The sequence below is a fragment of the Pseudomonas sp. NPDC089752 genome (assembly GCF_044748725.1).
Classification (GTDB): Bacteria; Pseudomonadota; Gammaproteobacteria; order Pseudomonadales; family Pseudomonadaceae; genus Aquipseudomonas.
Window position 1 is genome coordinate 205671 of record NZ_JBIVGP010000006.1, and the last position, 22789, is coordinate 228459.

Below are 22789 nucleotides of genomic sequence, written 5' to 3' on the forward strand. Positions count from 1 at the left end.
AGCCCGGCGGATACCGTTAAACCTTAACCCAATCCACGACAAACCCAAGAAAAAAACCATGCAGGCTTCGCCCGGTTGGCCACAACGGGTAGTAGGTGGGCACCGATTCGGTGCAGGGATGCAGGTTCTTGAACTGTCCTGGTGCCTTTTTTCAGCAGGTCTGCCTCTTTCATGGATAACATGCACAGCGCGATGGACTCTTTAGTCCACGGTTCCAACACTCTGTTCATCCTCATGGGCGCCATTCTGGTGCTGGCCATGCACGCGGGTTTCGCGTTTCTCGAAGTGGGCACCGTACGCCACAAGAACCAGGTCAACGCTTTGTCGAAGATCCTCAGCGATTTCGCCATTTCTGCCCTGGTGTATTTCTTCGTCGGTTACTGGATCGCCTACGGCGTGAGTTTTCTGCACCCGGCGTCGGAACTTGCCGCCGACCATGGCTATGCGCTGGTCAAGTGCTTCTTCCTGCTGACCTTTGCCGCGGCGATCCCGGCGATCATCTCCGGCGGCATCGCCGAGCGAGCACGGTTCGTGCCTCAATTGTGCGCCACGGCCTTGATTGTGGCGTTCATCTATCCCTTCTTCGAGGGCATGGTGTGGAATGGCAACTTCGGCGTTCAGGGCTGGTTGAATGCCCGCTTCGGCGCGCCGTTCCATGACTTCGCCGGCTCCGTGGTGGTGCACGCCATGGGTGGCTGGCTGGCGCTGGCGGCGGTGTTGCTGCTGGGCGCGCGACGCGGGCGTTATCGGGACGGTCGGCTGGTGGCGTTCGCGCCGTCGAGTATTCCTTTCCTGGCGCTGGGGTCGTGGATCCTCATCATCGGCTGGTTCGGCTTCAACGTCATGAGCGCGCAGACCTTGCAGGGCGTCAGCGGGCTGGTGGCGATCAACTCGCTGATGGCCATGGTCGGCGGCACCCTGGCGGCGTTGCTGGCTGGGCGCAACGACCCTGGCTTCCTGCACAACGGGCCACTGGCGGGATTGGTGGCGATTTGTGCCGGCTCCGACCTGATGCACCCGATTGGCGCGCTGGCTACGGGCCTTGTGGCCGGTGTGCTGTTCGTCTGGAGCTTTACCGCCGCGCAGAACCGCTGGAAGGTCGACGATGTGCTGGGCGTCTGGCCACTGCACGGGCTCTGTGGCGTGTGGGGCGGGATTGCCTGCGGCATCTTTGGCCAGGCGGCCCTGGGGGGCATGGGTGGGGTAAGCCTGGCCAGCCAGCTGATCGGCAGCCTGGCGGGGGTGATCGTCGCGCTGCTCGGTGGTTTTGCCGTCTACGGCGTGATCAGGGCGGTGCATGGCCTGCGCCTGAGCCACGAGGAGGAATTCCAGGGCGCCGACTTGTCGATCCACCGCATCGGCGCGACCAGCCAGGATTGAGCGAGGTCAGGTGCACAGGGGGCAGATGCGACCTAGAATAGGCTTCCATCCACGCTAAACCGAGTCCTGCCCCATGCTGCCTGAATGCCAACTTTTCGGCACCGTTGGGTGCCACTTGTGCGAAGTGGCCGAAGCCGTGCTGATGCCTTTCGTCGATCATGGTTTGCTGGTCGAACTGGTCGATATCGCCGTCAGCGAAGCGCTGGTCGAACGCTATGGCTTGATCATCCCGGTACTGCGGCGTTGTGACAATTCAGCCGAACTGCATTGGCCGTTCGATGCCGAGCAAGTGGTGGCCTTCCTCTCTTAGCATGCAATCGGTGAATTGACGGCAGGGCGGGCAAGTTCGTATGCTGTATATAAATACAGTATTGAGGTAAGCCCATGCTCAACGTCGAGCAACTCAAGTACAGCGTCAACCGCATGCCGGTCGAGCGGGTGTGTGATGCCGTGCTGGAACTGCGCCTCGAAGGCCTGGTCACCGATGACCGCACGCCGTTCGGCAAGGTCCATTTCAATACCTGCTTCGCCGAGATCGAAGCCTTGTTCCAGCGCGCCGGTTACCACCGTGGGTTGGACGTGGTGGGCTACCAAGGCCTGCTGTACGCACTGTACGATCCGGGCCGCTGGGAGCCGGTGCAAGTGCTGCGCTGGTTGAAGGCGCGCAGCGAGGCCGTGGAGCAGGCTGGTTGAGCGAGCGGGCTTGGGCGATAATGCGCGGCCCAGCCTGTGCCGAGCCCCGCCATGACCACGCCTTTCGACCCCGCCCGTCAGCAAGCCAGTACGATTTGCCTGCCACCCGGCAACTGGGCAACGGTGCTCGATTGCTTGTCCGACCATTTCAAGGCGATCGGTCGTGATCAGTGGTTGGACCGCTTTACCCGCGGCCGCGTGCTCGACGCACAAGGCCAGGCAGTCGCTGCCGACCTGCCTTACCGACGGGGCATGCGCCTGCATTATTTCCGTGAAGTGCCCAACGAGCGGCCGATCCTGGTGCAGGAGACCATCCTGCATGTGGATGAGCATCTGGTGGTGGCGGACAAACCGCATTTTCTGCCGGTGACGCCGACCGGCGAGTACGTCGAGCACACCTTGCTGCGTCGGCTCATCCGTCGACTGGACAACCCGCACCTGGCGCCGCTGCACCGCATCGACCGGCATACCGCAGGGCTGGTGCTGTTCTCCGCCAATCCGCAGACCCGCAGTGCCTACCAGCGGCTGTTCCCCGAGCGGCGCATCGACAAGCGCTACCAGGCGATCGCCGCCGCTTTGCCACAGCATGACTTTCCGCTGGTGCACAAAAGCCGCCTGGTGCAGGGCGAGCCGTTTTTTCGCATGCAAGAAGTGTCAGGGGAGGGCAACAGCGAAACCCTGGCCGAGGTACTGGAGAAAAATGGCGAGCTGTGGCGTTATGGGCTTTCGCCGGTCACCGGCAAGACTCATCAGTTGCGGGTGCACATGGCGGCGCTGGGGGCAGGGATCTGCAATGACCCGTTTTACCCGACGTTGCTTCAGGTAGAAGATGATTACCAGCAGCCGTTGAAGCTGCTGGCGCACAGTTTGCGTTTTGCCGATCCGTTGACCGGCGAAGAGCGGTACTTCGAGAGCCGCTTGACCCTGGATTGGTAGGGCCGCTTCGCGCCCCATTCGCGGGGCAAGCCCGCTCCCACAGGTCCTTCACAGGTCTTGAGTGCTGCACTGAACCTGTGGGAGCGGCCTTGCCCCGCGAATGGGGCGCAAAGCGGCCCCCGTGATCACCGGTTGAACCTCTCCACCAGCGAATACTGGCCACCGGCGGTAGTGGTCAGTTCTTCGCTGAGCAGCGCCGAGTGCTGCGCCTGTTCGGCGGTCTCGTCGGCCAGCGTGGCGATGGTGCTGATGTTGCGGCTGATTTCGTCGGCCACGGCGGTCTGCTCTTCGGTGGCCGCGGCAATCTGGGTCGCCATGTCGGTGATGTTGGCCACTGCCTCGCTGATTCCGGCCAGTGCCTGGTCCGCCTGCATCACGCGCTCCACGCCTTCCTGGGCCTGGCGATGGCCGGTTTCCATGGTCAGCACGGCGTTGTTGGCGGTTTGTTGCAGCTTGGCGATCAGGCCGTGGATCTGCCCGGTGGATTCGGCGGTGCGCTGGGCCAGCTGGCGTACTTCATCGGCGACCACGGCGAAACCACGGCCCATCTCGCCGGCGCGTGCCGCTTCGATCGCGGCGTTCAGCGCCAGGAGGTTGGTTTGGTCGGCAATGCCTTTGATCACATCGACAACCCCACCGATCTCGTCGCTGTCCTTGGCCAACTGCGTCACGGTCTCGCCGGTTTCGCCCACCGCAGTAGACAGGCGCTCGATGGCGTCGCGGGTTTCCCCGGCGATCTGGCGGCCTTGGCTGGTCAGGCGGTTGGCCTCCTGAGTAGCATCGGCGGTGCGCTGCACGTGGTTGGCCACTTCCTGAGTGGTGGCGGCCATCTGGTTGACGGCAGCGGCCACCTGTTCGGTTTCGACCCGCTGACGCTCCAGGCCCGAAGAGCTCTTGTGGGCCAGCGCATCGGACTGACGCGCCTGTTCGCTGAGGTGCTCGGCGCTGTCCTGCAGGCGGGTCAGGCACGTCTTCATGCGCGCGTCCTGGCTGAGCATGGCCATTTCAAGGCGCGCCTGCACGCCGCGGCTGTCGGTGTACATCTGCGCGATCAGCGGGTCCGAGGTGGTCTGTTCGGCCAGACGCAACAGACGCTTAAGGCCCCGTTGCTGCCAGCCCAGGCCAAGCAGGCCGAGCGGCACCGACAGGCCGGCAGCCAGAGCGAAGCCCCAGGAATGGCCGAGCCAATTGCCGATAAGGAAGCCGACCTGGCTGATCAGAATGAACGGCAGCCAGTCCTGCAGCACCGGCAGCCACTGGTCACGGCGCGGGATGGCGGTCTTGCCCTGATTGATGCGTTGGTACAGCGCCTCGGCGCGGCGAATCTGCTCTGCGGTAGGCTTGACCCGCACTGATTCGAAACCCGTGACCTGGTTGTTGTCGAAGATCGGCGTGACGTAGGCGTTGACCCAATAGTGGTCGCCCGACTTGCAGCGGTTCTTGACGATGCCCATCCACGGCTGGCCTTGCTTGAGGGTCTGCCACATATGAGCGAAGACTGCCGGGGGCACGTCAGGATGGCGTACGAGGTTGTGCGCTGCGCCGATCAGTTCCTCTCGCGCGAACCCGCTGATCTCCACGAATGCATCGTTGCAGTAGGTGATCACGCCTTTGGCGTTGGTGGTCGAGATCAACCGTTGTTGGGCTGGGAAAGTCCGTTCCCGTTGAGTGATCGGCTGGTTGTTACGCATGGCTGATTAATCCGCAAGGCTTTGGACTGATATCGGCAGGCCCATGCTTTTATTGAATGGATATTTAAATTTGTTACAGGGGCGCACGGCGCCCCCGCTGACCGGGCTTCAGCTCGCAATCAACTGCCGCAATACATAGTGCAGAATGCCGCCGGCCTTGAAGTATTCCACTTCGTTGAGCGTATCGATCCGGCACAAGACCTCAATGTCTTGCTGCTGGCCATCTTCACGGGTAACGCGCAGGGGCAGGCTCATACCCGGTTTCAGTTGCACGCCAGCCAGCCCCAGCACGTCGATTCGCTCGTTGCCGGTAAGCCCAAGCTGTTTGCGGTCTTGCCCAGCCTTGAACTGCAGCGGCAGCACGCCCATGCCCACCAGGTTGGAGCGGTGGATGCGCTCGAAACTCTCCGCCAGCACGGCTTTGACCCCCAGCAGGTTGGTGCCTTTGGCTGCCCAGTCGCGGCTGGAGCCGGTGCCATATTCCTGGCCCGCTACCACCACCAGCGGGGTACCATCGGCCTGGTAACGCATGGCTGCGTCGTAGATCGACAGCTTCTCGCCCGTTGGCGGGTACAGCGTGTTGCCGCCCTCTTCGCCGCCGAGCATCTCGTTGCGGATGCGGATATTGGCGAAGGTGCCGCGCATCATCACCTCGTGGTTGCCGCGCCGTGACCCATAGGAGTTGAAGTCCCGCGGTTCTACCCCTTTGTCGCGCAGGTAGCGCCCCGCAGGGCTGTCGGCCTTGATGTTGCCGGCCGGGGAAATGTGGTCGGTGGTCACCGAGTCGCCAAGCAGGGCCAGAATGCGTGCGCCCTGGATGTTTTCGATAACGGGCAGCGGCCCATCGATGTCCTCGAAGAACGGTGGGTGCTGGATATAGGTGGAATCGTCCTGCCACACATAGGTGGCCGCCTGCGGCACTTCGATCGCCTGCCATTGGGCGTCGCCGGCGAACACTTCGGCATACTCCTTGTGGAACATCGCCGTGTCGACCTTGGCCACGGCGTCGGCAATTTCCTGCTGGGTGGGCCAGATGTCACGCAGGTATACCGGTTGGCCGTCCTTGCCAGTGCCCAGTGAATCACGGGTCAAGTCGACGCGTACGCTGCCTGCCAGGGCGTAGGCCACCACCAGCGGTGGCGAGGCCAGCCAGTTGGTCTTGACCAGTGGGTGCACGCGGCCTTCGAAGTTGCGGTTGCCGGAAAGCACCGAGGCGACCGTCAAGTCGGCGCTGCCGATGGCTTTTTCGATGGCTTCGTCCAGCGGGCCGGAGTTGCCGATGCAGGTGGTGCAGCCATAGCCAACCAGGTCGAAGCCAAGCTGGTCGAGGTAGGGCGTGAGGCCTGCAGCGTTGTAATAGTCGGTGACCACCTTGGAGCCAGGCGCCAGCGAGCTCTTGACCCACGGCTTGCGCTGCAGCCCCTTTTCCAAAGCTTTTTTTGCCAGCAACCCGGCCGCCATCATCACGCTGGGGTTGGAGGTGTTGGTGCAGGAGGTGATTGCAGCGATCACTACCGCGCCATGGCGCAGGGTGTGAGTCTGGCCCTCGTGGCTGTAGTCGATCTCACCGGCCTGGTCGGCATTGCCCACCGCCACGCCACCGCCGCCCTCGCTTTCCAGGCGGCCGACTTCCTTGGCCAGTACCTTGGGCTGCTGTTCTACGAAGTGGTTGAAGGCCTGGTTGACCTGGCCCAGCGCGACGCGGTCCTGGGGCCGCTTGGGCCCGGCGAGGCTGGCCTCGACGTCGCCCATGTCGAGGGCCAGGGCATCGCTGAACAGCGGTTCCTGCCCTGGCAGGCGCCACAGGCCCTGCGCCTTGCAGTATTGTTCGACCAGTTGCACGGTCTGCGGCGGTCGGCCCGACAAGCGCAGGTAGTCGAGGGTGACCTCATCGACCGGGAAGAAGCCACAGGTGGCGCCGTACTCAGGCGCCATGTTGGCGATGGTTGCGCGGTCGGCCAGGGGCAGGTCGGCCAGGCCGTCGCCGTAGAATTCGACGAACTTGCCGACCACGCCTTTCTTGCGCAGCATCTGCGTGACGGTCAGCACCAGGTCGGTGGCGGTGATGCCTTCGCGCAATTTGCCGGTCAGCTTGAAGCCGATGACTTCCGGGATCAGCATCGACACCGGCTGGCCAAGCATGGCCGCCTCCGCCTCGATGCCACCGACGCCCCAGCCGAGCACGCCCAGGCCGTTGATCATGGTGGTGTGCGAGTCGGTGCCGACCAAGGTGTCGGGGAAGGCGTAGGTGCGCCCGTCGGCTTCGCGGGTCCAGACGGTGCGGCCGAGGTATTCCAGGTTGACCTGGTGGCAGATGCCGGTACCCGGTGGCACTACGCGGAAGTTGTCGAAGGCGCTCTGGCCCCAGCGCAGGAAGGCGTAGCGTTCGCCGTTGCGCTGCATCTCGATGTCGACGTTTTCGCCGAACGCCTGCGGTGTGGCGTAGCGGTCGACCATTACCGAGTGGTCGATCACCAGGTCCACGGGCGACAGCGGGTTGATCCGCTGCGGATCGCCACCGGCCTTGGCCATGGCCGCGCGCATGGCAGCAAGGTCGACGACTGCCGGCACGCCGGTGAAATCCTGCATCAGTACCCGCGCCGGACGGTACTGGATCTCGCGATCGGAACGGCGCTCCTGCAGCCAGCCGGCGAGGGCGCGCAGGTCGTCTGCGGTGACGGTTTCGCCGTCCTCCCAACGCAGCAGATTCTCCAGCAGCACCTTGAGCGACATGGGCAGGCGCTGCAGGTCGCCGAGCTGGGCGGCGGCTTCGGTAAGGCTGAAGTAATGGTAGGTGTGGTCAGCCACCTTGAGGGTCTTGAGGGTGTTCAGGCTATCGAGCGAGGGCATTGCCAACTCCTTGTGCAGCGGGGCCCGGCATTCGCGGGTGAGGCCGGTGCCACCGCTGTGTTTCGGCCCGCACGGCACGGGCCTGGCTGAAAGGTCAGGTTAGCCCTGTTTGGCACCCCTGACTCTTTTCTGGACCGGCGGGGCGTGTCGCAGGTTCCGAACTTCCTTTATCATCGCCGCCCTGCCGGCGCCCGTAGCGCGCCAGCCGTAGTGGAGTGAGAGATGAATACCCTGCTCATGCATTGCCGGCCCGGTTTCGAGGGCGAGGTCTGCGCCGAGATCAGCGAACACGCGGCCCACCTGGGCGTTGCCGGCTATGCCAAAGGCAAGCCGCAGAGCGCCTGTGCCGAGTTTGTCTGCGCCGACAGCGAGGGTGCGGAACAGTTGATGGCGCAGTTGCGCTTCGCGCAACTGATCTTCCCCCGCCAGTGGGCGCGCGGCAGCTATATCGAATTGCCGGAAACCGACCGTATCAGCGTGCTGCTGGAACACCTGGCGGCGCTGCCGGTGTTCGGCAGCCTGTGGCTGGAAGTGCTGGACAGCAACGACGGCAAAGAGCTGTCGACCTTCTGCCGCAAATTCGAGGTCCCGCTGCGCAAGGCGCTGGAGAAGGCCGGGCGTCTGGTCGACAACGCCAGCTTGCCGCGCTTGCTGCTGACCTTCATCAGCGGCCGTCGGGTATTCCTTGGCGTTGCCGAGGCGAACAACAGCGCGCTGTGGCCGATGGGCATCCCACGGCTGAAATTCCCACGCGAAGCGCCGAGCCGCTCGACCTTGAAGCTTGAAGAAGCCTGGCACCAGTTCATCCCGCGCGAGCAGTGGGAGCAGCGCCTGGGCGATGACATGACCGGTGTCGACCTCGGGGCTTCGCCGGGCGGTTGGACCTACCAGCTGGTGCGCCGCGGCATGCTGGTGACGGCCATCGACAACGGGCCGATGGCCGAGAGCCTGATGGACACTGGCCTGGTACAGCACCTGATGGCGGACGGTTTTACCTGGCAGCCCAAACAACCGGTGGACTGGATGGTCTGCGATATCGTCGAGAAGCCGGCGCGGACCACCTCGCTGATCGAAACCTGGCTGGGTGAGGGGTTGTGCCGAGAGGCAGTGGTCAACCTGAAATTGCCGATGAAGCAGCGCTATGCCGAGGTGCGGCGGTTGCTGGACCGGATGGAGGCGACGTTCAAGGCGCGCAAGATCAAGGTGTCGATTGCCTGCAAGCAGCTGTATCACGACCGTGAAGAAGTGACCTGTCATTTGCGCAGGTTGGACCTGAAACCGCGTTGAGTTCAGGGGCGGCTTCGCCACCCATTCGCGGGGCAAGCCCGCTCCCACAGGTACTGCGCCGACCTAGGGCTCAGCAATACTCTTGTGGGAGCGGGCTTGCCCCGCGAATGGGTGGCGAAGCCGCCCCTTGGTCCGCGCCACAGGATGCGCCACAATAGCGATCATTTGCGGAGCCCCCCATGACTGATTTCACCCCCGATGCCATCCTCGACGCCACCGGCCTGAATTGCCCGGAACCGGTCATGATGCTGCACACCCACGTGCGCAACCTGGCCGCCGGCGGCCTGCTCAAGGTCATCGCCACCGATCCCTCGACCCGTCGCGACATCCCCAAGTTCTGCAACTTCCTCGGCCACGAGCTGTTGCAACAGCAGGAAGAGGCGGGCACCTACCTGTACTGGATTCGCAAGAAAGCCGACTGATCCACGCTGGATCGCCCCTGCCATAGCACCTACACTGCGTTCCCCAGACAGGAGAGCGCCATGCTGATAGTTGCCGACGAGAATATTCCGCTGCTCGATGCCTTCTTCGAAGGCTTCGGCGAGATTCGCCGCTACCCTGGCAGGAGCCTCGACGCTGCCAGCGTCAAGGATGCCGACGTGCTGTTGGTGCGCTCGGTGACCAAGGTCGACCGGCAACTGCTCGAAGGCAGCAAGGTGCGCTTCGTCGGCACCTGCACCATCGGCACCGACCACCTGGACCTGGACTACTTTGCCGAAACCGGTATCCACTGGAGCAGCGCGCCGGGCTGCAACGCCCGCGGCGTGGTCGACTATGTGCTGGGCAGCCTGCTGACCCTCGCCGACCTGGATGGCGTGGCGCTGCCACAACGTACCTATGGCGTTGTGGGGGCCGGTGAAGTGGGTGGCCGACTGGTGCGTGTACTGCACGGCCTGGGCTGGAAAGTGCTGGTCTGCGACCCGTTGCGTCAAGCGGCCGAAGGTGGCGACTTCGTCAGCCTCGACACTGTTCTTGAACAGTGCGATGTGATCAGCCTGCACACCCCGTTGCAGCGCGGCGGCGAGTTCCCGACCTGGCACCTGCTGAGCGACGCGCAGCTGTCGCAGTTGCGCCCCGGCGCCTGGCTGATCAACGCCAGCCGTGGGCCGGTGGTGGACAATGTGGCATTGCGTGAACTGCTGCTGGACCGCGAAGACGTGCACGCAGTGCTGGATGTGTGGGAAGGCGAGCCGCAAGTCGACCTGCAACTGGCCGACCTGTGCACCCTGGCCACGCCGCACATTGCTGGCTACAGCCTCGATGGCCGCCAGCGCGGCACGGCGCAGATCTACCAGGCCTTGTGCCGCTTCCTCGGCGAGCCCGAGCGGGTGCAGTTGAATGATTTGCTGCCCAAGCCGCCGCTGGCGCAGATCGAGCTGGATGCCGATGCCGATCTGGGTTGGGCGCTGGCGACCTTGTGCCGTGCAGTGTACGACCCGCGCCGCGACGATGCCGATTTTCGCCGCAGCTTGAGTGACGATGCCGCCGAGCAGCGCACCGCGTTCGACCAGTTGCGCAAGCACTATCCGCCACGGCGCGAGATCGAAGGGTTGGCAGTACGCTTGCGCGGCGAGGCGCCACAGTTGGCGCAGATGGTCAGTGCGCTGGGCGGCGTGGTGGTCTGACGGCCAATAAAAACCCGGCGCGAGCGCCGGGTTGCAAACAATTCTTCACTCAGCCCTTGTGCACTTTTCTGACCCGGCTTTCCTCAAGATCCTTGCAAGCTTTCTGGATCATCTGCTCGGTGATCGGCACTTCGTGGCCCTGGGCGTCGATGATCGAACCGCAGGGTTTCGGTTGCTGAGTAGTCTGGGGCTTCTGGGTGTCGCTGCCATGTTGCAGGCTCATTTATCGTCTCCTCGTCAGGTCCAGTTTCAAGGTAAACCTGCGCCGTGACCGGCCAGTGACAGTGGCTCTTGGGTGTCACGACACGGACAGTGCAACAGAAACGGCGGCAAACCTCCAGAGGCCTTTTAGAACGATGGGCTATAGCCACCGGCCAGCCCGATGAGTGCTAGGCTGCAGGCTCACTGTTGCTGTGGCCACTGTCATGCCCGAACCGGTTACTTCTCGTCAGCGTCGTGCCTTGCGCCTGTGTTGGCAATTCTTGCGGCCCTACCGTCGGCAAGTGCTGCTGGCCTTGCTGGCATTGGTGGCGACTGCCGCCATCACCTTGTCCATCGGCCAGGGCATTCGCCTGCTGGTGGACCAAGGGTTCATGACCCGCTCTGCGCACCAGCTGAACCAGACCATCGGCTTGTTTCTGCTGCTGGTGTTGGCGTTGGCTATCGGCACATTCAGCCGTTTTTACCTGGTTTCATGGATCGGTGAGCGTTGCGTGGCCGACATCCGCCGCGCTGTTTTCGATCATCTGATCGGGTTGCATCCAGGCTTTTTCGAAGATAACCGCAGCTCGGAAATCCAGTCTCGGCTGACCGCCGACACCACCTTGCTGCAGTCGGTGATCGGCTCGTCGCTGTCGATGTTCCTGCGCAATGCCTTGATGGTGATCGGTGGTGTGGTGTTGCTGTTCATCACCAACCCGAAGCTCACCAGCATCGTCGTGGTCGCACTGCCCCTGGTGCTGGCGCCAATCCTGTTGTTCGGCCGCCGGGTGCGCAGCCTCTCGCGACAGAGCCAGGACCGGGTGGCGGATGTGGGCAGCTATGTGGCCGAGACGCTGGGGCAGATCAAGACCGTGCAGGCCTATAACCATCAGGCGCTGGATCGCCAGATGTTCGCCGGTACGGTGGAAGCGGCGTTCTCTGTGGCACGTCAACGCATCGCTCAACGGGCCTGGCTGATCACACTGGTCATCGTGCTGGTGCTGGGCGCGGTAGGGGCGATGCTGTGGGTGGGCGGCATGGATGTGATCGCGGGGCGCATTTCCACTGGTGAACTGGCGGCATTCGTGTTCTACAGCCTGATCGTCGGCAGCGCCTTCGGTACCCTCAGCGAAGTGATCGGTGAGTTGCAGCGCGCTGCGGGCGCGGCAGAACGCATCGCTGAACTGCTGGCCGCGCACAGCAGTATTGTCGAGCCCGAGCAAACGCTGGTAGTGAATGGGCAGCGCACACTCGGGCGTATCGAGCTGCAAGCGGTGGCGTTTGCCTACCCGTCGCGGCCATCGGTAGCGGCGATCGACAACCTCAGCCTGGTCATTGAACCTGGCCAGACCGTGGCGCTGGTAGGGCCGTCGGGGGCGGGCAAGTCGACCCTGTTCGACCTGTTGCTGCGTTTTTACGACCCGCAACAGGGCCGGATCCTGCTGGATGGCCAGCCGATTTCCGGGCTGGCGCTGGCAGACCTGCGCCGCCAGTTCGCGCTGGTGGCGCAAAACCCTTCGCTGTTTCGCGGTACGGTCGAGGCCAATATCCGCTACGGCCGCCCCGAGGCCAGCCTGGCGCAGGTCCAGGCGGCGGCACGGGGCGCGCATGCCGACGAATTCATCCGGCAATTGCCGCAGGGGTACCAGACACCGCTGGGCGAGGGTGGGGTGGGGCTGTCCGGCGGGCAGCGCCAGCGCCTTGCAATTGCTCGCGCGTTGCTGGTGGATGCGCCGATCCTGCTGCTCGACGAAGCCACCAGCGCCCTCGACGCACAGAGCGAACATCTGATCCAGCAGGCGTTGCCGAGCCTGATGGCCGGTCGTACGACACTGGTCATCGCCCACCGCCTGGCCACGGTGCAGCATGCCGACCGCATTGCGGTCATCGACAAGGGGCGCGTGGTGGCGGTCGGTACACATCGCCAGTTGATCGAACAAAGCCCGTTGTATGCCCGGCTGGCCTCGCTGCAGTTCACCACAGCTTAATCGTCGCAGGCCTGTAACATTTTTGTAGCAATTGCCTGAGAGTATGATTTGCAACTGTTGTGTAAGTGCTCGAACTGGCTGCTATCGCTTGATGGCAGCTTTTTTTTGCCCTGCGAACGAGGACAAGGATGTCTATCGCGGCGCTGCCAACGGCGCGCTGATTCCTACTTCCTTGTTCCCGAGAACCGCGATGTTGCGTAAATCCCTCCGAGTGCAAATTCTCGCTCTGCTTGGCGGCAGCCTGGCAGCGATACTGCTGATCGCCCTGGTGTGCTTCCAGTTTCTGTCTTCCAGCGTGCGCGGCTATGCCGAGTTGGTCGATGGGCCGCTGCGCGCTTCGCAAGTGATCGATGAAGCCAACCTCCAGTTCAAGATCCAGGTGCAGGAGTGGAAGAACGTGCTGCTGCGCGGCCGTCAACCCGCCGAGCTGGACAAGTACTGGCAGCAATTCCAGGCGCGTGAGCAGCAGGTTCAGCAGCTGCTTGGGCAACTGATCGACAGCAGTGACGAAAAGCTCAAAGCGCCGTTGCAGCAGTTGCGCGAAAGCCACCGCCAGCTGGGTGCGGCTTACGCACAGGGGCGCCAGGCTTTCCTGGCTGCAGGTGGTGACCCGGCGGCCGGCGACCTGGCGGTCAAAGGTGTCGACCGCGCCGCCAGTGACCAGATGAGTGCACTGGTGGAGCAGTTGCGCAGCGACGCCCGTGAGCGCGCTGCCAGCATCAATGCCCGTGCCCAACGCACGGTCTGGCTGGGCGTACTGGTCATGCTCGGCTCGGCGCTGCTGGTGGGCTTGTTCAGCCTGTGGCGGGTCAACCGCAGCTTGATACAGCCGATCAGTCAGCTGATCGAGTATGTCGCACAGTTGAGCCAGGGCCGCTTTGGCGCTCGGGTCGACAGCCGGCGCGAGGATGAGCTGGGCCGCCTGGCGCGCGCCGCCAATACACTGCGAGATTTCCTGGCCGAAACCGTTGGCCGCCTCAAGGACAACGCCCAGGAGCTGGAAGGCGCCAGTGGCCAGCTGCGCAACATTGCCGGCGACATGGCGCGTGGTACCCAGGACCAGTTCCAACGCACCGACCAGGTGGCCACGGCGATGCACGAGATGTCCGCCACCGCCCAGGAGGTCGCGCGCCATGCCGCCGAGGCCGCGCGTGCGGCCGATGATGCCGACCACAGCGCCCAATCGGGGGAGCAGGTGATGCAGCAGACCATCGACATCATTGGCGCGGTGAATCGGGAGATTGCCGATACCGCTGCGGTGATTCGCGACCTGGAAAATGACAGTTCGCGCATCGGCAAGGTGCTCGAGGTGATCCGCGGCATTGCCGAACAGACCAACCTGCTGGCGCTCAACGCGGCCATCGAAGCGGCCCGTGCGGGTGAGGCCGGGCGCGGCTTCGCGGTGGTGGCCGATGAGGTGCGCAGCCTGGCCCAGCGCACGGCGGCGTCGATCGCTGAAATTCATCAGATCATCGAGGCCGTGCAGTCTGGCGCGGTGGAGGCGGTCAAGGCCATCGAAAGTGGCCAGCAGCGCAGCGAGGAGGGCGCCGAGCAGGTGCAGCAGGCCGGGCAGATGCTGCAGCGCATCACCACGGCAGTGGAAGCCATCCGCGACATGAACCGGCAGATCGCCACGGCGGCCGAAGAGCAGACCAGCGTGGCCGAGGACATTTCGCGCAACCTGATCGAGATCACTCGTATCGCCACTGCCAACCAGGAGGCGGTGCAGCATACCGAGCAGGCCGGGCAGCGCTTGCATGGGTTGTCGGGGCAACTGGGTGAAGTGACCTCGCGGCTGACGGCATAGGCGAATCGCAGGCAGCAAAAAGCCCGCACAAGGCGGGCTTTCTGCAGCAGGGTTTGGTCGGAGAGACAGGATTCGAACCTGCGGCCTTCTCGTCCCGAACGAGACGCGCTACCTGGCTGCGCTACACTCCGATGAGCGAAATCCTACTGCATGGTTTTTTCCAGCACAAGCCCTTGGCGGGGCACGGCCTCGTGCTCAAAAACAGCTGCTCGATCAGAGTTCCTTGACAGTGCGGACCTGGTCTTTGTTCAGGCGCGTACGCTTGCCATCGAGTTGTTCGAACTCGTAGAAACCGGAGTCCTCGTCAAAGGACGGGGTATCCACTGCCTGGATCTCACGGCCGTCGTTCAGGGTGATCACGGTAGGCGAAGCGCAGCCTGCGAGGGCGCCCAGGCCCAGGGCGAGCAGGAAGGCGGGAAGGGTCCGTTGAATCATCGTGTTTCTCCAGTGCGATGGTGCTAGATGACTGTATGACGCAGGGCATCTGCGCAAGTTCCTTTCACAGTGCAGCATAGCGCCATTGCCGGGGTATTGACCTGGGTCTGTCGAGGTCGCTTCCCCGTAGCCTGTGATATAAATGCGGCCATCCCTTACCCTTGCGATGGACACTCATGAAAGCCAAGGCAGATACCCCATTCGTGGCGCTGAACATTGCCGTGCTGACAGTCAGCGACACCCGTACCTTCGAAACCGATACCTCCGGGCAGATGTTCGTCGACCGCCTGAGCGCTGCGGGCCATCAGTTGGCGGCACGTGTGCTGCTCAAGGACGACCTGTACAAGATTCGCGCCCAGGTGGCCACCTGGATCGCCGACGACGCGGTACAAGTGGTGCTGATCACCGGGGGGACCGGCTTCACCGGCCGCGACAGCACGCCGGAAGCGGTGGCCTGCCTGCTGGACAAACAGGTGGAAGGCTTTGGTGAGCTGTTCCGGCAGATCTCCGTGGCCGATATCGGCACCTCGACGGTGCAGTCGCGTGCACTGGCCGGTCTTGCCAACGGCACACTGGTCTGCTGCCTGCCGGGTTCTACCAACGCCGTACGCACTGGCTGGGACGGCATCCTCGCCGAGCAGCTCGATGCCCGCCATCGCCCGTGCAATTTCGTCCCGCACCTGAAGCAGGCAGCGGCCTGTGAAAGCCGTGGCTGAGGCGCCTCAGGCCCGGCCGCTGATGCCGGTGGAGGAAGCGCTGGCGCAGTTGCTGGCGTTGGCCGAGGCAGCACCGATCAAGGATATCGAAACCGTCTCGCTGGCCGACGCCGAGGGCCGTGTGTTGGCAAGCGATCTGGTCGCCTCGCTGGACTTGCCGCCCTGGCCCAACAGCGCCATGGACGGCTATGCGCTGCGCCTCGCCGATTGCCAGGGTGAACCCTTGTCGGTCAGCCAGCGTATTTTCGCCGGTCACGCGCCCGAGCCTTTGCTACCTGGTACTTGCGCGCGGATTTTCACCGGCGCGCCGTTGCCGGCCGGGGCCGATTGCGTCGAGATGCAGGAAAACACCGAGGTGCTGGAAGATGGCCGGGTGCGTTTCCTGGAGCCGCTCAGGCTCGACCAGAACGTTCGCCCTCAAGGCCAGGAAACCCGCAAGGGCGAGCAGGTCATGGCGGCTGGTACGCGCCTGGGGCCTATCGAGCTGGGCCTTGCCGCGACCCTGGGACATGCGCAGCTTGAGGTGGTGCGGCGGGTGCGCGTGGCGGTGTTGTCGACAGGTGACGAGCTGGTCGAACCTGGCCTGCCACTGGGCCCTGGGCAGATCTACAACAGCAACCGGCGCCTGCTGGTCAGCTGGTTGCAGCGCCTGGGCTGCGAAGTGCGCGACATGGGCATCGTCCCCGATGACCTGGCACGCACGCGCCAGTGCCTGGCCAGCCTGGGCGATGTCGACCTGATCCTGTCCACCGGCGGCGTTTCGGTGGGCGAAGCCGATTACCTCGGCGCGGCCCTGCGTGAAGCCGGTGAGCTGGCGTTGTGGAAGTTGGCGATCAAGCCAGGCAAGCCACTGACCTTTGGCCACTATCAAGACGTACCGGTGATCGGCCTGCCAGGTAACCCGGCATCGACGCTGGTGACCTTTGGCCTGCTGACGCGCCCGTACCTGCTGCGTCGCCAGGGCGTTGCCGAGGTGACACCGCTGCGTTTCGATGTGCCTGCAGGGTTCGATTGGCCCAAGGCCGGTAGCCGCCGCGAGTACCTGCGCGCACGTATCGACAACGGCCGCGCAACTATCTACAAGAACCAGAGCTCCGGCGTGCTGCGTAGCGCCGCGTGGGCCGAGGGCCTGGTAGAGGTGCGCGAAGGCAGCACGCCACAGCAGGGTGACAGCGTGCCGTTCATACCCCTGAGCGAACTACTTGGTTGACCGCCCGAGCCAGACGCCACCGGCTTGCGTGGCGTCGGCGGGTGCCGACTGGGTCAGGCGCATGTGCACGGTTTCCAGTTGCTGGGCCGCCACGCTCCAGTCGTGACGCTGCCGAGCGAACTGACGGCCGGCTTCGCTGAGCTGGCACATGCGCCAGGGTTGGTTGAGCAACTGGGTGATCAGCAGCGCGAGCTGGCCGCCGTCATCGCTGCCCAGGTAGTGCTCGCCATTGTTCACGGCAAGGCCTGAAACACCTTTGCCGGTGGTGATCACGGGTAGCCCGGCGGCCATGGCTTCGAGGATTTTCACCTTGGAGCCGCCGGCGTAGCGCAAGGGTGCGAAGAACAGTGCCGAGCGCCGTTGCAATTCGCGCAGATCGGGGCGATAGCCAACCCATTCGATGCGCGGGTCGTTCCAGTGCAGCTTCCAGCTGGCCGGCAGGGCATGCCCGGCGATAGCCAGGCGTACCGCCGGATTGCTCATCCAAACCTGCGGGAGGATTTCCTCCAGCGCCCATTCAATGGCTTCCAGGTTGGCGCCATACTCGAAATTGCCGACGAACAGAAGACGCTGGCTGTGCAGGGAAGGGCGCACGTCCTGGTAATAATCGCAATCGACCCCGTTGACCACCACGTTCACCGGGCGCCCACTGATCTGACTGATCAGTTCGGCGTCATGGCTGCTCACCGCAACCACTTCGCTGGGCTGGCGCAGCACGCGTTGCTCCCAGCGGCGGTAGCGCCAGCGATCGAAGGCATTGAGCGGGCGCAGCCACAGGGGCAAGCGGTCGTGGCAGGCGGCGCCCATCACCGATTCGAGCGTGTGCTCGCTGAGCATGTAGGGCACGCCGCGTGCCTGCAGGGCCTTTTCGAAGGGTTGAAAACCGTAGCTGTGCTCGATCTGGATAACGTCCCAGGGCTCGTCCAGCAATTGTTCGAAACGGTGCCGCAGGCACGGCGCCAAGCCATTGATGATCGCTCGCATGGGATAGTCGATGATCGGCGAGGCGAGCAGGTTGAGCGGACTGTGCAGTGCCCGTCGGGGCAGCACGATCAGGCGTTCGACCAGCGGTTCGAGGGCTTCGCGAGTGGCATCGTTGAGCGGTATCTTCGACTGCACCAGCAAGGTGATCCGGTGGCCATGTTGCGCGAGGGCGCGCAACAGGTGGTATTGCCGGGTCTTGCTGCCGCTGGTGGTGGGCCAGGGTAGGTAGGGCAGTGTCCAGAGTATGCGCATGAACCACAATCCTCGTTAAAGGCCGCGGACAAAAAACGCGCCCGTCGGCAGTCAGCCGATGGCGGCTGCCGGGACGCGTCCATAGCTATCAGTAAAGCGCACGATTGGGTCTTCGCCCAGATACCCGCTGCTCGGCACTTCGATCCTGTCGTGGTTTGGCGGTTATTTTTCCGCTGCATGCAGCATTATGCCCCTGGCGGTGGTCGAGATTTTGACTGAACGGTCCCCAGGGAGAGGCGCGATGGGCAAGGCGATATTGATCCTGCATGGCAAGCAGGCGATGAACGAAGAGGTGCGCACGGCCGTGCTCGCGCAACGCGAGCGTGGCTGGACGCTGGATGTGCGAGTGACCTGGGAGGCGGGGGATGCCCAGCGGCTGGTCGACGAGGCGCTGGCGGCCGGCTATACCCACGTGGTCGCGGGCGGCGGGGATGGCACGTTGCGCGATGTGGCTGAAGCCATGGGTCGGGCTAACACCAATGCCAGCCTGGCGCTGCTGCCGTTGGGTACCGCCAATGATTTCGCCAAGGCTGCCGGTGTGTCGTTACAGCCGGCTGATGCCTTGGCGCTGCTGGACCTGCCGGCACGGCCGATCGACCTGGGCAAGGTAGGCGATCAGCTGTTCCTGAACATGGCCACGGGCGGCTTTGGCAGCCAGGTTACGGCCAACACGTCTGAAGACCTGAAAAAGGTATTGGGTGCGGCGGCCTACCTGTTTACCGGCTTGTCACGTTTCAGCGAGCTGCAGGCCGCTTCGGTGGAGCTGACCGGACCGGATTTCCACTGGCAAGGAGACCTGCTGGCTCTGGGTATCGGCAATGGTCGCCAGGCCGGTGGCGGGCAAGAGTTGTGCGCCGAGGCGGTGGTGGATGACGGCTTGCTCGACATTGCCATCCTGCCAGCACCACAAGAAGTGGTAGGCGCGCTGCGCGATCTGCTGGCCGGGGAAGGGTTGTTCGTGCGTGCGCGTTTGCCCTGGGTCGAAATCAAGAGCTCCCAAGGCCTGGATATCAACCTTGACGGTGAACCTTTGCAGGCCGAGAGCCTGCGTTTCGAGGCCGTGCCTGCGGCGTTGCGGGTGCACTTGCCGCCGAACTCGCCGCTGCTCAGTCGTCCAGCCTGATTATTTTTTCGCGTACGGCAAATAGCACCAGGCCGGCGACGTCGTAGATCTGCAGGCGTTTCATGATCTGTGACCGATGGGTTTCTACAGTCTTGATCGACAGCCCGAGGCCCGCGGCGATCTCCCGGCTGGATTTGCCACGTACGATCAAGCGCAGGATTTCCAGCTGCCTGGCCGTCAGGTTGTGGCGGTCGGCGTTGTGCTGCTTGCCCTGCTGCGAACGCATCAGCGCCTGGTTGATCACGGTGTGGGCAATGGCTGGGCTGAGGTAGCGTTCGCCATTGCGCAATGCGACGAGAGCCTGCTCGAGCTCGGTTGCGGTGGCATCCTTGAGCAGGTAACCGTGGGCGCCGCTCTCCAAAGCCCGCATGATCAGGTCCGGGTCGGTGTGCATGGACAGGATCAGCACCTTGCAGGTATTGCCGGTGGCGCGCAGCAGGGTAAGGGCATCGAGGCCGCTGGTCGAGCGCATGGAGATGTCCAGCAGCACGATGTCGGGCGCCAGTTGCTGGACCTGCTCAAGCAGCTGGTCGCCATCATCGGCTTCGCCCACTACGCAGTAGCCGGGGATGTCGGAAACCAGGGCACGGACTCCGGCGCGGATCAGTGAATGGTCATCTATCAGCAGCAGTCTGGATGTCATTGGGAAGCAGGGGTCCTGGCGCGTTCGTGGGTGCGCGGTGGCCACGGAAACAACACCTCGATCCGCGTGCCCAGGCCGAGCTGGCTGGTAATGTCCAGGCTGCCTTGCAGCGCTGTGGCGCGCTCCTGCATGCCAGCCATGCCGCGCTGGCCTGCCTCGGCCGGGTTGACGGCGGGGATGAAACCCTGGCCGTCGTCCTCGATCGACAGCAACAGACCCGCCGGGCTGCGTTGCAGACGGACGATCAAGTTGCGCGCTTTGGCATGGCGCAGGATGTTGGTAAGCGCTTCCTGGGTAATGCGGAAGGCGGCCATGGCCACATCTTCGGAAATACCGCCCAGGCGCTGATGGCACTCCAGGCTCCAGTGGATGTCGCTGCTCGCCAGGGTGCGCACCAGGTGCGCACGTAGGCTGGCTTCCAGGCCAAGGCTGGCCAGTTGCCGGGGATTGAGGATGGCGGAGACGTCGCGCACTTTGCTCAGGGTGTCTTCGAGGGTACTGCGCAGGCTGCCGCAGTGCGCCTGCAAATCGTTCGGCAGCCGTCTTTGCATCCATTCGAGCTGGAGTTTGGCGGCAGTGAGCAACTGGCCGATGTCATCATGCAGTTCACGGCTCAAGTGCTGGCGCTCGCTTTCCTGGACCTTGAGCATGCGGTCGGCGAGCTCTGCCGGGCGCAGGCTGATCGAGCGGGCGCCGTGGGTCAGGTGCCAGCCGACCCCGAGCGTGGCTGCCAATTGCAGCAACACCAGGCTGACGGGCAGTGCTTGGCCACCGAGGAACAGCAGCAGGTTGGCAGACAGCGAAGCCACACACAGCAATGCCGTCGCCCAACGCAGCAAGGTGGCGCGGGAACGGCAACGCAGAAGAATCTTCAAGCGTAAGAGCATAGATGGGATGCCACTGAAGTCGTGCTGATGGAGGCCTTGCACCTGTCTTGCCAGGGCGTTGGCAAGGTGCTTTCAACAATCGCCGAGATACGGATGGCCAATGTTAGTTAGTGCGCATGGTAACACTTCGAACTGGGCTGGTCGCGGCTGGGTAATGCTTTGAAACCTCAGCATTTACGGGCGAATCACCAGGCTTGGCAGGCGCTACGCAATGGCCAAGTGATATCGCGCGTGCCGGTGAAGGCTAGGTACAGGATAAAAGCGCCCGCTAATGCGGCCGAGCCGGTGGGCTGGACGCGGCGGGGTCAGCCTTGTGCGGGTGAGTGCACGCCTCACCGGTGTTGTGACAAGGCGCACACGTTTGCGGCAGCGGTTGATCCAGCGCGGTCGCAAGTTCGGCCAGCAGTGCGACCTGTTCGCTGGCATCGAGGGCCAGCCGCCCAGTTTGCTTGTCGACCAGCTCCAGTTGCCATGCCAGCAAGGTCAAGCACGCAGAGAGCGCTGGCAGGGCCTTGCTGTGCAGGTGCAAGTGTCGGCATGCCGGGGCCAGCAGCTGCTGCAGAGTACAGGTGTAATGCGCCACTTCGAGCAAGCCCAGGCCGCTGGCGCGCCTGGCGAGGGTGTCGAGGGCGTTGTCCAGGCAATGGCAGGCGTCTGGGTCATTGTCGATCAGCTCGAGGTGCTGCAGGCATTCATGAGACTGGGTCAGCAAGACTTGCGCATCCAGCAAAAACTCTTGCAGGGCGCTGCTGTTGAAGGCTGTGCTTTCCATCAGGAGGCTCCGGCGCGCTGGGCGGGAGCGGGGGATGGCCAAGCCATGTCGATCGCTAGCAAAAGCCTGACTCCATTCATGCAGTGAGAATGGCGTCACATTAATGGCTAATGGATATCGCGAACATCAGGTTGCACCTGATTGCTCCTAGGGGTTTCCCTGATGGATGACTAGGGTGCGACAGCTTGTCCAAGCAATGGATCCAAGCTGAGCTACCCGCAGTAAAGCATGATGGTAATGTGATATCAATTGCCTTCGCGGCATTTTCGTACAAGGGTCAAGCTGCGCCTCAAGCCGCCGATACAAGGTGGATCAATTCATACTTTTCCGGGGTTTTTCCAATGGCTGGCATTCTCGACACGGTAGACCAACGCACGCAACTGGTGGGTGAGAACCGTCTGGAAATCCTGATGTTTCGTTTGGCAGGACGTCAGCTTTTCGCCATCAACGTGTTCAAGGTGCAAGAGGTGCTGCAACTGCCCAAGCTGACCTTGATGCCGCAGCGTCACGCGTTTGTCTGTGGCGTGGTCAACCTGCGTGGGCAGACCTTGCCGGTAATCGACTTGTCCCAGGCCATCGGCATGCGGCCGCTGACGCCTGGGCCGGACAGCACCATCATCGTGACCGAGTACAACCGTTCGGTGCAGGCGTTCCTGGTGGGCGGGGTCGACCGCATCGTCAACATGAACTGGGAGGCCATCATGCCGCCGCCTACCAGTGCTGGCCGCCAGCATTACCTGACCGCCATCACCAAGGTGGAGGACAAGCTGGTGGAAGTGATCGACGTGGAAAAGGTGCTGGCCGAGATCGTCCCGTACAGCGCCAAGGTGTCCAACGACAAGCTCGCCGACCCGGTACTTGCCCGTGCCCGCGGCCGTGAGGTGTTGCTGGTCGACGACTCCAGCGTGGCCCTGGCGCAACTGCGTGAAACCCTTTCGCAACTGGGGGTGAAACTGCATGTGGCCAGCGACGGATTGAAGGCATTGCGCATGCTCAAGGGTTGGGCCGATGCTGGCGAAGATGTCTGCGAAAAATTGCTGATGGTGTTTACCGATGCAGAGATGCCCGAGATGGACGGTTATCGGCTGACCACCGAAATACGCAGCGATGCACGTCTGCGCAGGCTTTATGTGGTGCTGCACACCTCGTTGTCGGGGAGCTTCAACGAGTCGATGGTCAAAAAGGTCGGTTGTGACAATTTCCTTTCCAAGTTCCAGCCTGATCGCTTGGTCGATGTGGTCAAGCAACGCCTGCTGCAGGATGCAACCACTGCGTGATCCATGCGCCTGCCGGGTATAAGCTGGGTTTT

At 63.4% G+C, this 22789-nt stretch carries 21 protein-coding genes, 1 tRNA gene and 1 pseudogene; 14 read left to right on the plus strand and 9 right to left on the minus strand.

Annotated elements, in window-relative coordinates; translation table 11 throughout:
- The first annotated feature begins 171 nt into the window (after positions 1-171).
- The 4 genes from ACIPZF_RS12265 (at position 172) to ACIPZF_RS12280 (ending at position 3009) form a co-directional block, all read left to right on the plus strand.
- On the plus strand, positions 172-1380 hold the full coding sequence (locus tag ACIPZF_RS12265; RefSeq protein WP_400799317.1) for an ammonium transporter: 1209 nt from the start codon (positions 172-174) through the stop codon (positions 1378-1380).
- Positions 1381-1453: 73 nt separating this feature from the next.
- Positions 1454-1690: a glutaredoxin family protein gene (locus ACIPZF_RS12270; protein WP_400799320.1), complete on the plus strand. Its 237-nt coding sequence runs from the start codon at positions 1454-1456 to the stop codon at positions 1688-1690.
- 74 nt (positions 1691-1764) lie between these two features.
- Positions 1765-2073 (plus strand): transcriptional regulator, encoded by a 309-nt coding sequence (locus ACIPZF_RS12275; RefSeq protein WP_400799323.1) that lies wholly within the window; start codon positions 1765-1767, stop codon positions 2071-2073.
- 51 nt (positions 2074-2124) lie between these two features.
- On the plus strand, positions 2125-3009 hold the full coding sequence (locus ACIPZF_RS12280; protein WP_400799326.1) for a pseudouridine synthase: 885 nt from the start codon (positions 2125-2127) through the stop codon (positions 3007-3009).
- 125 nt (positions 3010-3134) lie between these two features.
- Here the strand turns inward: ACIPZF_RS12280 and ACIPZF_RS12285 are convergent, their stop codons facing one another.
- Positions 3135-4700, minus strand: coding sequence for a methyl-accepting chemotaxis protein (locus tag ACIPZF_RS12285; protein WP_400799328.1), 1566 nt, complete (start codon positions 4698-4700; stop codon positions 3135-3137).
- Positions 4701-4808: 108 nt separating this feature from the next.
- On the minus strand, positions 4809-7550 hold the full coding sequence (gene acnA, locus ACIPZF_RS12290) for an aconitate hydratase AcnA (RefSeq protein ID WP_400799330.1): 2742 nt from the start codon (positions 7548-7550) through the stop codon (positions 4809-4811).
- 222 nt (positions 7551-7772) lie between these two features.
- Between acnA and rlmM the strand changes: the two genes are divergently transcribed.
- From rlmM to pdxB, 3 genes are all read left to right on the plus strand, one after another.
- Positions 7773-8837 carry a 23S rRNA (cytidine(2498)-2'-O)-methyltransferase RlmM gene (gene rlmM / locus ACIPZF_RS12295; RefSeq protein ID WP_400799333.1) on the plus strand — a complete coding sequence of 355 codons (1065 nt, stop codon included), beginning with the start codon at positions 7773-7775 and terminating at the stop codon, positions 8835-8837.
- Between the two features lie 179 nt (positions 8838-9016).
- Positions 9017-9259 carry a sulfurtransferase TusA gene (gene tusA, locus ACIPZF_RS12300; RefSeq protein WP_012313540.1) on the plus strand — a complete coding sequence of 81 codons (243 nt, stop codon included), beginning with the start codon at positions 9017-9019 and terminating at the stop codon, positions 9257-9259.
- A gap of 60 nt (positions 9260-9319) precedes the next feature.
- The gene (gene pdxB, locus ACIPZF_RS12305; RefSeq protein WP_400799335.1) at positions 9320-10462 is read left to right on the plus strand and encodes a 4-phosphoerythronate dehydrogenase PdxB; all 1143 of its coding nucleotides are present in this window, start codon (positions 9320-9322) and stop codon (positions 10460-10462) included.
- 49 nt (positions 10463-10511) lie between these two features.
- On the opposite strand, the gene ACIPZF_RS12310 is transcribed toward pdxB, so the two are convergent.
- Positions 10512-10685, minus strand: a complete 174-nt coding sequence (locus tag ACIPZF_RS12310) for a PA1571 family protein (protein ID WP_400799337.1) — start codon at positions 10683-10685, stop codon at positions 10512-10514.
- A 202-nt stretch (positions 10686-10887) separates the two neighbouring features.
- Between ACIPZF_RS12310 and ACIPZF_RS12315 the strand changes: the two genes are divergently transcribed.
- The 3 genes and pseudogenes from ACIPZF_RS12315 (at position 10888) to ACIPZF_RS12325 (ending at position 14458) form a co-directional block, all read left to right on the plus strand.
- Positions 10888-12651 (plus strand): ABC transporter transmembrane domain-containing protein, encoded by a 1764-nt coding sequence (locus ACIPZF_RS12315; protein ID WP_400799340.1) that lies wholly within the window; start codon positions 10888-10890, stop codon positions 12649-12651.
- 763 nt (positions 12652-13414) lie between these two features.
- Positions 13415-13525, plus strand: a pseudogene (locus ACIPZF_RS12320) (hypothetical protein); the annotation flags it as partial.
- Positions 13526-13753: 228 nt separating this feature from the next.
- Complete coding sequence (locus ACIPZF_RS12325) at positions 13754-14458, plus strand: methyl-accepting chemotaxis protein (protein ID WP_400799713.1); 705 nt, start codon at positions 13754-13756, stop codon at positions 14456-14458.
- Between the two features lie 54 nt (positions 14459-14512).
- Here the strand turns inward: ACIPZF_RS12325 and ACIPZF_RS12330 are convergent.
- Positions 14513-14589: transfer RNA gene (locus tag ACIPZF_RS12330), tRNA-Pro, on the minus strand.
- A gap of 82 nt (positions 14590-14671) precedes the next feature.
- Entirely contained in the window at positions 14672-14893 is a 222-nt protein-coding gene (locus ACIPZF_RS12335) for a YgdI/YgdR family lipoprotein (protein WP_145181644.1), read from the minus strand.
- 176 nt (positions 14894-15069) lie between these two features.
- Here ACIPZF_RS12335 and moaB point away from each other — a divergent pair, with 176 nt between their 5' ends.
- Together moaB and glp are read left to right on the plus strand one after the other, a co-directional pair.
- The gene (moaB, locus tag ACIPZF_RS12340; protein ID WP_400799343.1) at positions 15070-15609 is read left to right on the plus strand and encodes a molybdenum cofactor biosynthesis protein B; all 540 of its coding nucleotides are present in this window, start codon (positions 15070-15072) and stop codon (positions 15607-15609) included.
- Positions 15593-16819, plus strand: a complete 1227-nt coding sequence (gene glp, locus ACIPZF_RS12345) for a gephyrin-like molybdotransferase Glp (RefSeq protein WP_400799346.1) — start codon at positions 15593-15595, stop codon at positions 16817-16819. The genes moaB and glp overlap by 17 nt, the downstream gene beginning before the upstream one ends.
- Here the strand turns inward: glp and ACIPZF_RS12350 are convergent.
- On the minus strand, positions 16808-18055 hold the full coding sequence (locus ACIPZF_RS12350) for a glycosyltransferase family 4 protein (protein WP_400799349.1): 1248 nt from the start codon (positions 18053-18055) through the stop codon (positions 16808-16810). The two genes, glp and ACIPZF_RS12350, sit on opposite strands and share 12 nt — an antisense overlap.
- Positions 18056-18296: 241 nt before the next feature.
- Between ACIPZF_RS12350 and yegS the strand changes: the two genes are divergently transcribed.
- Complete coding sequence (yegS, locus tag ACIPZF_RS12355) at positions 18297-19178, plus strand: lipid kinase YegS (RefSeq protein WP_400799352.1); 882 nt, start codon at positions 18297-18299, stop codon at positions 19176-19178.
- Here the strand turns inward: yegS and ACIPZF_RS12360 are convergent.
- From ACIPZF_RS12360 to ACIPZF_RS12370, 3 genes are all read right to left on the minus strand, one after another.
- Positions 19162-19821, minus strand: a complete 660-nt coding sequence (locus tag ACIPZF_RS12360; protein ID WP_400799355.1) for a response regulator — start codon at positions 19819-19821, stop codon at positions 19162-19164. The genes yegS and ACIPZF_RS12360 overlap by 17 nt on opposite strands.
- A complete protein-coding gene (locus ACIPZF_RS12365) occupies positions 19818-20708 on the minus strand; it encodes a sensor histidine kinase (RefSeq protein ID WP_400799358.1) in 891 nt (296 codons plus the stop codon). The genes ACIPZF_RS12360 and ACIPZF_RS12365 overlap by 4 nt, the downstream gene beginning before the upstream one ends.
- A 268-nt stretch (positions 20709-20976) precedes the next feature.
- The gene (locus ACIPZF_RS12370) at positions 20977-21480 is read right to left on the minus strand and encodes a histidine kinase (RefSeq protein ID WP_400799361.1); all 504 of its coding nucleotides are present in this window, start codon (positions 21478-21480) and stop codon (positions 20977-20979) included.
- Positions 21481-21821: 341 nt separating this feature from the next.
- Between ACIPZF_RS12370 and ACIPZF_RS12375 the strand changes: the two genes are divergently transcribed.
- Entirely contained in the window at positions 21822-22757 is a 936-nt protein-coding gene (locus ACIPZF_RS12375; RefSeq protein WP_400799364.1) for a chemotaxis protein CheV, read from the plus strand.
- Positions 22758-22789: the final 32 nt, after the last annotated feature.